We start from the raw sequence: 10441 nt of genomic DNA on the forward strand, positions 1-10441 counted from the left end.
CACACGAAGCCCGCGCGGCCCGGCCCGCTGCCCACCGCGTAGACATCATCGGGCCGGGTCCCCCAGAGGCTGTAGACCGTCTGGCGCGCGAGCCCGGGCGTGGACATGCGGGTGAACCGGCTCCCGTCGTAGAGCAGAACGGTGGAGCTGGAGCCCGCCATCATCACCTGCCCGTTGTCGAAGGCGTGCACGGCCCAGAAGTCACCGCGAAGCCCGGTGGCGAGCCCCTGCCAGCTCGCGCCGTCGAAGTGCAGCACGGCCGGACCGCTGCCGCGATCCATGCCCACCGCGTAGACGTCCTGCTCGGAGCGGCCCCCCACCGCCAGGAGCGCCTCGGGCCGTCCGGAGGCCACGAGCGACCAGCTCCCCGGCTCGGGCGGAGGCGGTGGGTCCTCACACGCGCCGAGCAGCACGGCGAGCAGCACCAGGAACGGCGGGTTCCAGCACGCGAGCCCCTCGCGCGGGGCCGGTGTCCGGGTCGAACGGGTCATGGACTCTCCCTCAGCCTCCGGACGACGCCCGCGCCCCCCACTCTGCCCCCACACGCGCCTCATGTGGACTTCCACCACCGGCGCGCCGTCGTACCGGGCTGGGGTGCTCAAGTACCACGGCGCACGGTGGGGAGAGGAAGCGAGTGCCCCCTGCCCTGCCCGTCCCAGGGTGAACGGAGCGAGGGACTGGCGAGCCTGAAGGCTGGACCTGTCGAGGCCGGGGACGGGCCTGCCCCACTCCGAGGCAGGCCCACTTCTCAGAACTGCGCGGAGCCCGGGACGCGCGGGTACGGAATGGCGTCGCGGATGTTCTGCAGGCCGCACATGTAGACGATGAGGCGCTCGAAGCCGAGCCCGAAGCCCGCGTGCGGCACCGAGCCGTAGCGCCGCAGATCCCGGTACCAGGAGTAGTGCTCGGGCTGCAGGCCGAACTGCTTCATGCGGCTGTCGAGCATGTCCAGCCGCTCCTCGCGCTGGCTGCCGCCGATGATCTCCCCGATGCCCGGCGCCAGCACGTCCATCGCCGCCACCGTCTTCCCGTCCTCGTTCAGGCGCATGTAGAACGCCTTGATCTTCTCCGGGTAGTTCATCACCACCACCGGCCGGCCCACGTGCTCCTCGGTGAGGTAGCGCTCGTGCTCCGTCTGCAGATCGTTCCCCCACTCCGGCGCGTAGTCGAACTTCTTCTTCGCCTTCTTCAGGATCTCGATCGCGTCCGTGTAATCAATGCGCTCGAAGCTCGAGTTGATGAACTTCTCCATCCGCTCGATGACGCCCTTCTGCTGGCGCTCCTCGAAGAACTTCATGTCGGGCCCGCACTCGGCGAGCACCGCCTTGAAGACGTACTTGAGGAAGCGCTCGGCGAGGTTGGCGTCCTCGTTGAGGTCCGCGAAGGCGATCTCCGGCTCGATCATCCAGAACTCGGCCAGGTGCCGGGTGGTGTTCGAGTTCTCCGCGCGGAAGGTGGGGCCGAACGTGTACACCTTGGACAACGCGAGGCAGTACGCCTCCACGTTGAGCTGGCCGGAGACGGTGAGGTAGGCCTCCTTGCCGAAGAAGTCCTTGCTCCAGTCGATCTTCCCGGCGTCCGTGCGCGGCAGGTTGGCGATGTCCAGCGTGGACACGCGGAACATCTGCCCGGCGCCCTCGGCGTCGCTGGCGGTGATGATCGGCGTGTTCACCCAGCAGAAGCCTTCCTCGTGGAAGAAGCGGTGGATGGCGTGCGCCGCCGCGTTGCGCACGCGGGTGATGGCGCCGAACGTGTTGGTGCGCGGACGCAGGTGAGCCACCTCGCGCAGGAACTCCAGCGTGTGCTGCTTGGGCTGGATGGGGTAGGTGTCCGGGTCCTCCACGAAGCCGAGCACCCGCACCTCGTCGGCCTGGACCTCGAACGCCTGGCCCTTGCCCTGCGACTTCACGAGCGTGCCGAGGCACACGACGGAGCAGCCCGCGGTGAGGTGCAGCACCTCCTTCTCGTAGTTGGGCAGCGAGTTCGGAGCGACCACCTGAATCGGATCGAAGGTGGAGCCATCGCTCACGTTGATGAAGCTGATCCCCGCCTTCGAGTCGCGGCGCGTCCGCACCCAGCCGCGCACTTCGACCTTCGTGTCCGGAGCGATGGAACCTTCCAGCGCCTTCTTCACACTGACGACCTGCATGACTCCCTACCTCCGTTCCCCGCTATCCCAGGGGCAATCGGCCCCGGCTTCTACCACGAGGGGAGACCGGACGGGTGGGAACGTGGTAATCGCCCTGCCCATGCGTTCCCTCTTCCAGCGCAAGCGGATCGCCGACCTGCTCCATGAGGGCGAGTCGGCCAGCGGGCTGAAGCGTGCGCTCGGCACCGGCGACCTCGTCATGCTGTCCATCGGCGCGGTCATCGGCGCCGGCATCTTCTCCACGCTCGGCACGGCGGCCGCTGGCGAGGTGCTGCCCACCGGTGAGGTGGTGCGCTACGGCGCCGGCCCCGCCCTGGTGGTGTCCTTCCTGCTGCTCGGCGGGGTGTGCGCCCTGGCGGCGCTCTGCTACGCCGAGCTGGCGTCGATGATCCCCCAGGCCGGCAGTGCCTACGCGTACTCCTACGCGACGCTGGGCGAGCTCATCGCGTGGATCATCGGGTGGGATCTCATCCTCGAGTACGCGGTGGGCAACGTGGCGGTGGCCATCGCCTGGGCGGGGTATTTCAACTCGCTCCTCTCGCCCTGGGTCCACATCCCGGACTGGTTGACGCACGGCTATTACAACGTGCAGGCGAGCAGCGATCCCGCCCTCCGCGCCCTGCTGGACACCGCGCCACGGGCCTTCGGCATCCCCATCCTGGTGAACCTGCCGGCCTTCCTCATCGTGATGCTGATCACCTGGCTGCTGGTCATCGGCGTGAAGGAGAGCACCCGGGTCAACAACGCGATGGTGGTGGTGAAGCTGGTGGTGCTCGCCATCTTCATCGGGGTGGGCATGCTGCACATCAACCCCGCCAACTACACGCCCTTCTCGCCCAACGGCTTCACTGGCATCCACCAGGCGGCGGCCATCGTCTTCTTCGCCTATATCGGCTTCGACGCCATCTCCACGGCGGCCGAGGAGACGAAGGATCCGCAGCGCACCCTGCCCCGCGGCATCCTCATCGGGTTGGGCGTGTGTACGGTCATCTACGTCGTCGTCGGCGCGGTGGCGACGGGCCTCATCCCCTACCAGCAGCTCAAGTCGTCGGATCCGCTGGCCCACGCCTTCAACGTGGCGGGGCTGACTCAGTTCAGCTGGATCATCTCGCTGGGCGCGGTCGTGTCGATGGCGGCCGTGCTGCTCGTCTTCCAGTACGGCCAGCCGCGCATCTTCTACGCCATGGCGCGTGATGGTCTGCTGCCCCCGTGGGCCGCGAAGATCCACCCGAAGTACCGCACGCCCCACATCACCACGCTCGCCACCGGCGTGCTCGTGGCGCTCGGTGCGCTGGTGGCCGACGACGCCGCCACGTATGACCTGACCAACATCGGCACCCTGTCCGCCTTCATGCTGGTGTGCCTGGGCGTGCCGGTGCTGCGCCTGAAGGATCCGGATCGCCCCCGGCCCTTCCGGGTGCCCTTCGTGTGGCCGGTGTCACTGGCGGGCGCGGCCGCCTGCCTCTTCGTCATGCAGGGCCTTCCCCTGCACGCCTGGAAGCGCTTCGGCATCTGGCTGGCCATCGGTCTCGTCGTCTACTTCGCCTATGGCTACCGCAACTCCGTGCTGCGGCGCAGCCAGACCGGCGTCCCATAGGAGCGCAGGGGGGCGCTCTCAGGTGAGCGGCGCCCTGTCACGCGGCGTGGACTCCCAGAGCAACCCGGCGGTGAACAGGAGCCGCTCGTTGCCCAACCGCGAGAGCTCCTCGAACACCCCGGGCTGCGAGAGGAGATGATTGTCGCAGCTCCCCCAGTCCAGCCGCAGCAGCATGCAGGGCGTGTCCGCGCGCACGGTCGCGGTGGCCGGCACGCCGAGCACCAGGGAGATCTCCCCGAACATGTCTCCCTCCCCCAGCGTGCGCAGGGGCGTCTCGCGTCCATCCGGGTGGCGGTGCAGCACCTGGCACTGGCCGCGCAGCAGCAGGTAGAGCGCATCCACCTCGTGTCCCTGCTCCAGGAGGAGCGCTCCCGCCGGCCTGGAGCAGAGCTGGAAGTCGCGAGACAGGGCCTTGCGCTGCTGGGGCGTGAGGACCTTGAAGAGCGGGTTGCCGCGGAGCACGTCGTCCAGCAGGTGCTCGCGGTAGAAGGCCCGCAGCACCTCCTCCACGGAGGGATGCCGCTGGATGATCTGATCCAACCGCTCCCGCGTCAGCTCCAACACCGCCGTGCGCTCGAAGGCCTTGACGGTCGCGAACCGCGGCTCGTCGGACAGCAGCGACATCTCCCCGAAGAAGTCCCCCTCGCCCAGGAAGGCCACCATGCGCCGCCTTCCCGACTTCAGGGTCCTCAACACCTCCACGCTGCCTTCCACGATGGCGAACAGGGAGCTGCCCGGCTGCCCCTCCTCGACGATCGTCTCCCCCGGCTGGAAGACCCGTGGCTCCAGGGCCTCCAGCACCGACTGGAGCTCCCGCTCGCCAAGCCCCGAGAGCAGGGAGCCGCGCGGCGACGTGGCCGACTCCTGCTTCATGGGCATCCGCACGGCGGGCCCCGGCGGACCGAGGGGATCCACCCGCCGGGCGTCGAGCTCCGCCAGCAGCCGCCGCGCCGGGCCATGCTTCGGCTCGAGCCGGAGGATGACCTTGCACAGCGCGATGGCCCGCGCGCCCCAGCCATTCCGGGCCCAGAGCTCCGCCAGCGCCTCGTACTCGGAGAGTTCCGCCCCAGCCTCGTGCTCACGCAGCGTGTCAGACATGGTTTTCCCCTGCGACAGGGCTCCCGCCGGGGTCTCCTGGCTCCAGAGCCTGTTCATGGTCGAGAGAGTGCGCCATCTCGACCCGCCTGGCTGTGAGCGCGTTCACTGGCCCGGAGAGAGCTTCTTCACAGGGCCTACTCGGTCCGGACCACCGAGCCCACGGGCAGCCCCGCCTGGAGTCGGAGCATGGCCGTCTCGACCGCGGCCGTGTCCTCGCTCTCCACCGTCACCTTCACCACGTAGTCCAGCGTGCGGTCGAACATCGGGTACGAGCCGATCGCCACATGCGGCATGTCCAGCGCCACCCGGTCCAGCACCGCGGCGACCGCGCTCTCCCCCTGGTTGAGGTACAGCACGCGCAGGTACACGGGCGTGCCACGCAACCGCGCCAGCACCGCATCCAGTTGCGAGCGGAAGAGCTGCGGCACCCCGGGCAGCAGGAACACGTCCCCCACCGTCAGCACCGGGTACCAGCTCCCCGGCTGGGCGATGAGCACCGCGCCCTCGGGCGCGTCCGCGAGCCGCAGCGCCTCGGCCGTCAGCGTGTCCACCGCCTTCTGGCGGATGAGCGCCACCATCTCCGGCAGCCGCACCACCTTGCGCCCCATCGCCAGCGCCACCGCGCGCACCGTCACGTCGTCGTGCGTGGGCCCGATGCCGCCACTGGTGAAGACGTACCTCGCCCGCATCCGGGCTCGCGCCACCGCTTCCACGATGACGTCCACCTCGTCCGGGACGATCTCCAGCGAGCGCAGGGGAATGCCCACCTCGCGCAGACGCCGGATGAGGTGGGGGCCATTGGCATCCACCACCTTCGCCGTGAGGACCTCGTTACCGATGATGACCGCCGCCGCGCCGGTGGGCTCCATGCGGCCGGGGACTCTACCGCACCGCCGCGCGTCCGGGCTTGCGTCCGAGCAGCTTGTGCACCTGGACGAGACACTCGGCCGTCACGGCCTCCACCGTCTGGTCCCCGTCGATGCGCACCACGTGCTCGCGCTTGCCCCGCAGGCGGATGGCCGCCTCGTACTGCTTCGAGATGCGCCGCTGCTTCTCTTCCGCGTCGAAGAGCTCCTCCGGCCCACCCCGCGCCGCCCGCCGCCTCGCCGCCACCTCGATGGACACCCCCACGAAGAGCGTCAGGTCCGCCGGCACCGCGAAGGCGTTGATGGACTCCACCCACTTCAGGGGCAGCGACGCTCCCTGGTAGGCCAGGGACGAGAGCACCGACCTGTCGCTCAGCACCACCTGCCCCGCCTCCAGGGCCGGCAGCACCTTGGCGCGCAGGTGGTCCGTCCGATCCGCCGCGTACAGCAGCGCCAGCGTCTCGGGCGCCAGCGGTCCCGCGCCTCCGGGCAGCACCAGCCGCCCCGTCAGCGCCTGACGGATCTGCACCCCCACCGGCCCGTCCGAGGGCTCGCGCGTGGTGAGCACGGAGTGGCCCTCGGCCCGCAGCGCCGCCGCCAGCCGCTCCACCTGCGTGGTGGTGCCAGCGCCGTCCAGGCCTTCCAGGACGATCAACCGCCCGCGCCGGGCCGGCTTCCGGGCAGGGCTCACCGGGGCAGCAGCGCCGAGGGATCGTCCAGATGCAGCCGGCGGCGCAGCTCCATCATCGACTCGTAGCGCACCAGCTCGTCCGCCAGCACGGTGCGGCCCTTGAGGTAGCGCGACAGCGCGTAGGTGACGAGCCCCAGCGTCGCCGCCAGGCCCAGCCACGCCACGTAGGGCGCCCTCGTCGAGTCCCAGAAGAGCTTGCCCGTCGCGCCACCCAGGATGAGGGCGACGATGCAGGACACACCCGCATGGGCGAAGAGGTTGATGCTCTGGCGCGTGGAGAGCGCCTCCTGGAGGCGCTCGAGCTGCTCGTGGAGACTCTGCGTATCTGCGTTCACGGGGGCGGCAAGCTAGCGGAACAGGGGGGCCTCGTCGAGTCGGAGGAAGGCCGTCTCCACAGTGGACTCATCCCCCGCTCCCAGTGAAGGCGGCTGCCGATTAGAGTCCGGCACCGCGTGTCCACGACCGACCCCTCTCCCTCCGCCGACCCCTCCGCACACGAACCACCCCCGGAGGGGCCGTTGCCCCGGGTGCCTCCCTTCAGTCCAGCGGGGACGCTGCTCTGCACGGTGCTGCTTGCCCTCGTCGGCATTCCCATCCTGTGCGTCCCGGCGCAAGGGGGGCCGGACCCCGACGTGCTCGATCAGCCCATGGCGCTGGCGGCGCAGTACTTCGATCGCGAGCTGGAAATGGCGGACGCATCGTCCCGAACGCCCGCCTGGGCCCGACCGCTGCAACGGCTCGCCACGTCACCGGCGACCGATGTACGCGACGAGGTGATCCGGGAGCTCGGAGCAGTCCTCGAAGCGCACGCACAGGGGACGATCGAGGCCACGCCGGTGGAAGTCGTCCGGGTCGAAGGGCGGCTCGCCCTGGTCCTCGCCGAGACGGACAAGCGGGACCTTCTGCGGGCGCGGCTCGACACACTCGCGGCGCGCGGGTCGGAAGGAGCGCGCCTCGCGGCGCTGGTGCGCTTCGCGTACGGCCTCTCCGACGAGCGGCCCTCCGAGGCAGCGCTGGAGGAGGTGCTGGCGCTGCTGCGCGATGAGGCACGCCCTGGCCCTACCTGGGCCACGGATCGGTTGGCGTCGCGCGTCCTTCGCCGGCTGGGCAACGAAGCGGACGCGAGCGCGGCCGAGGCCCGCCTCCTGGACCGAGGAGGCCGGGCACAGACACGTGCCCTGTGGCTCGGGGGGATCCTCGTCGCGCTGGTGCTCGCCGGTCTGGCGGTCGGAGCCCCCCGGCTCGTGTCGCGCAAGCCCCTGCCTCGGCTGTCGTCGGGGGTCAGCCCCGCCCCCTGGTCCGCCGCCGAGGGGTACGCCATGACGGTGCGCGCTGGCGTCCTCTGCCTGCTCGTCCTCGTCGCGTACTACCTCCTCCTCGAGCTGCTCGTCTCGGACTTCGTCGCGAAGGGCCTGCCCTTTGGAACCCTGCTCGGCGCGCTGCCGATGCTGCACTACCTGACCCGGCGGGTGCCGGCGGCGCACGGCACTCGGCTCGTGGAGCTGTTCGGACTCCGGCTCGAAGCGCCCGCCACGGACCTGTTCGTCGCCACCCTGGTGCTCATCGCGCTCGAACAAGCCCTGGGGATGGGGGCATCGGCGCTGAGTCCGGGGCACTGGTACGAAGGGGTGCTGGAAGAAGCGTTACGCGGCGGCCCCGGACAGGTGCTGGTGCTCACCGTGGACGCGGTGATCTGGGCGCCCCTGCTCGAGGAGATCGCCTGCCGGGGCCTCATCTACACGTCGCTGCGTACCCGGCTCAGCCCCTGGAACGCGGCGATGGCGAGCGCGGCGCTCTTCACCCTGCCTCACATGTATTCACCTGGTGGGGCGCTGGCCTTGTTCACCGGCGCCATCGCGAGCGCCCTCATCTACGAGCGCACGCGCAGCCTGCTGCCCTGCATCGTCGCTCACGCGGTGAACAATGCCCTGGCCATGGGCGCGAGCCTGCTCGTGTACCGGGGGTAGGAGACACGCCTCTCAGAGATCGGCCAGGGCGCCTCGGACCGCGTCGATGTTCGCCGGCAGGTCCACCGGAGGATTGGCCAGCCGGCTCGTCACGTCCGCCAGCGCGCCCCGGTGGTAGCCCACCTTGAAGTCCGGGAACTTCAGCCCGTGCGCCGTTGCCACCACCGCCACCCGCGCGCCCCGGGCAATCACTCCCTGGGCCACCAGCTTCTCCACCGCCGCCAGCGCCACGCCCGTGTGCGGGCATGTGAAGGTGCCCTCCCGGTCCGCCCGCGCCGCCGCGTTGGCCAGCTCGGACTCCGTCGCTTCCTCCACCACCCCGTCGAAGGCCCTCAGCATCTTCACCGCGCGCTGGAAGGACACCGGGTTCCCAATCTGGATCGCCGAGGCCAGCGTGCGCTCGGCCTTCATCGGCACCAGTTCCTGGAAGCCTCCTCGGAAGGAGCGCACCAGCGGGTTGGCCCGCTGCGCCTGCGCCACGACGAGCCGCGGCCTCTTGGAGATGACGCCGAGCGCGTGCAGCAGCTCGAAGCCCTTGCCCAGGGCGCTCGCGTTGCCCAGGTTGCCGCCCGGAATCACCACCCAGTCCGGCGGCTCCCAGTCCAGATCCTGGCACAGCTCGATGGCCACCACCTTCTGCCCCTCGATGCGCAGCGAGTTCATCGAGTTGGCCAGGTACAGGCCCGCGTCCTGCGTCACCTGCTGCACCAGCTTCATGCAGCCGTCGAAGTCCGTGTCCAGCGACAGCACCCGCGCCCCGTTGGCCACCGGCTGCACGAGCTGCGACAGCGACACCTTGTCCTTGGGCAGGAACACCACCGAGGGAATCCCCGCCGCCGCGCAGTACGCCGACAGCGCCGCCGAGGTGTCCCCCGTGGACGCGCACGCCACCGCTCGGATGGGCACCCCGCGCGAGCGCATGTGCTTCACCGCCGACACCAGGACCGTCATGCCCCAGTCCTTGAAGCTGCCCGTCGGCGAGACGCCGCACTCCTTCAAGTCCAGGCTCGCCAGCCCCAGCTCCGCCGCCATGCGCGAGAGCGGCTTGAGCGGCACCCTCCCCTCTCCCAGCGAGACGATGTCCTCCACCGGGAGCTGTGGGTACACCCACTCGTGCTTGCCCCAGACGCCCGAGGCATACGGCAGCCGCGAGGAGCCGAAGCGCTGCTCGAAGCGGCGCCTCCACTCCAGCGCGGGCACCGAGCGCAGCGCCTCCACGTCGTGCGCCACTTCCAGCAGCCCCTGGCAGCGCGGGCAGCGGTAGACGATCTCCAGCAGGGAGGCGCGGAAGCCGCACCCCTCGCTGCAGGCGTATTCGGCGTGGAAGTCGGGCATGGTCTCAGTCCGCCGAGGGTACGAGGGTGCCGCAGGTGATGCAGGCCCGGCCCGCGTGCGCGGGGGTATGGCAGCGCGGGCACCGCGTGCGCTCTCCGGACGCGGCCGGCGCGGCGGAGGCCTCGGGGGTCGCCATGCGCACCTTGGGCAGCCGCATGCCGCAGCGATCGCACACGGCCCCGGACTCCTGCACGGTGCGGCAGTAGCGGCAGACGACCGCTCCCGAGGGCGGCGCCGTCTTCACGCCGTCCGAGGCGGCCCGCCCCGTGTCCATGTCCTGCATGGGCGCCACCATGACGTTGCCCGCAGCGGCGGAGCGCCCGGTGTCCAGCTCGGGCACCGCCTGGACGGCGACGCTCGGCACCGCCTGCTGGCGCGTCAGCTCCAGGTCCGGAATGGCCGCGACGGCTGGCACCGGCGCGCGCCCTCCCGCGAGCTGCGTCTGCTCCAGCTCGGGCAGCACCGCCACCGCCACCGCGATGGGGGCGACGGCGGTGAGCTTCTTTCCACAGACTTCGCACTCGGCGCCCTGAGCCTGCTGGTGCTCGCACATGGGGCAGATGATCATGACCGAGAGGTTAGCGGCCCCGCTCCAGCCGGGCAATGCGCGTCCGCGCCTCAGTGCAGGAAGGAGGGCGGCGTGCTCGTCATCGGAACGAAGCGCACGGCCAGCAGCTTCTCCACCTGGGGCACCTCCCCCCGGAGCGGCCGGGTGACGCGGAGCAGCTCCTGCGCCCC

9 protein-coding genes and 1 pseudogene are annotated in these 10441 nt (G+C 70.4%); 2 read left to right on the forward strand and 8 right to left on the reverse strand.

All coding sequences use genetic code 11. The features are described 5' to 3' along the window. Together VF697_RS19730 and asnS are read right to left on the reverse strand one after the other, a co-directional pair. Nucleotides 1–491 (reverse strand): annotated as a pseudogene (locus VF697_RS19730) (hypothetical protein); the annotation flags it as partial. Between the two features lie 257 nt (nt 492–748). Then, nucleotides 749–2149 carry an asparagine--tRNA ligase gene (gene asnS, locus VF697_RS19735; protein WP_331097239.1) on the reverse strand — a complete coding sequence of 467 codons (1401 nt, stop codon included), beginning with the start codon at nt 2147–2149 and terminating at the stop codon, nt 749–751. Nucleotides 2150–2249: 100 nt separating this feature from the next. Between asnS and VF697_RS19740 the strand changes: the two genes are divergently transcribed. Further along, nucleotides 2250–3746, forward strand: a complete 1497-nt coding sequence (locus VF697_RS19740; protein WP_331097241.1) for an amino acid permease — start codon at nt 2250–2252, stop codon at nt 3744–3746. A gap of 18 nt (nt 3747–3764) precedes the next feature. Here VF697_RS19740 and VF697_RS19745 read toward each other — a convergent pair whose 3' ends face one another. From VF697_RS19745 to VF697_RS19760, 4 genes are all read right to left on the reverse strand, one after another. Then, complete coding sequence (locus VF697_RS19745) at nt 3765–4844, reverse strand: cyclic nucleotide-binding domain-containing protein (protein WP_331097242.1); 1080 nt, start codon at nt 4842–4844, stop codon at nt 3765–3767. 134 nt (nt 4845–4978) lie between these two features. Next, nucleotides 4979–5713, reverse strand: coding sequence for a competence/damage-inducible protein A (locus tag VF697_RS19750; RefSeq protein ID WP_331097244.1), 735 nt, complete (start codon nt 5711–5713; stop codon nt 4979–4981). A gap of 13 nt (nt 5714–5726) precedes the next feature. Then, nucleotides 5727–6401 (reverse strand): dTMP kinase, encoded by a 675-nt coding sequence (gene tmk / locus VF697_RS19755; protein ID WP_331097246.1) that lies wholly within the window; start codon nt 6399–6401, stop codon nt 5727–5729. After that, nucleotides 6398–6736: a hypothetical protein gene (locus VF697_RS19760; protein ID WP_331097248.1), complete on the reverse strand. Its 339-nt coding sequence runs from the start codon at nt 6734–6736 to the stop codon at nt 6398–6400. Before VF697_RS19760 ends, tmk begins: the two co-directional genes overlap by 4 nt. 192 nt (nt 6737–6928) lie before the next feature. On the opposite strand from VF697_RS19760, the gene VF697_RS19765 reads away from it, so the two are divergent. Beyond that, nucleotides 6929–8368: a CPBP family intramembrane glutamic endopeptidase gene (locus VF697_RS19765; RefSeq protein WP_331097250.1), complete on the forward strand. Its 1440-nt coding sequence runs from the start codon at nt 6929–6931 to the stop codon at nt 8366–8368. 12 nt (nt 8369–8380) lie between these two features. Here the strand turns inward: VF697_RS19765 and thrC are convergent, their stop codons facing one another. Continuing rightward, entirely contained in the window at nt 8381–9703 is a 1323-nt protein-coding gene (gene thrC, locus VF697_RS19770; RefSeq protein WP_331097251.1) for a threonine synthase, read from the reverse strand. A gap of 4 nt (nt 9704–9707) precedes the next feature. Next, on the reverse strand, nt 9708–10271 hold the full coding sequence (locus VF697_RS19775; protein WP_331097253.1) for a hypothetical protein: 564 nt from the start codon (nt 10269–10271) through the stop codon (nt 9708–9710). Between the last annotated feature and the right edge of the window lie 170 nt (nt 10272–10441).

The organism is Archangium sp., assembly GCF_036388035.1.
GTDB lineage: Bacteria > Myxococcota > Myxococcia > Myxococcales > Myxococcaceae > Archangium.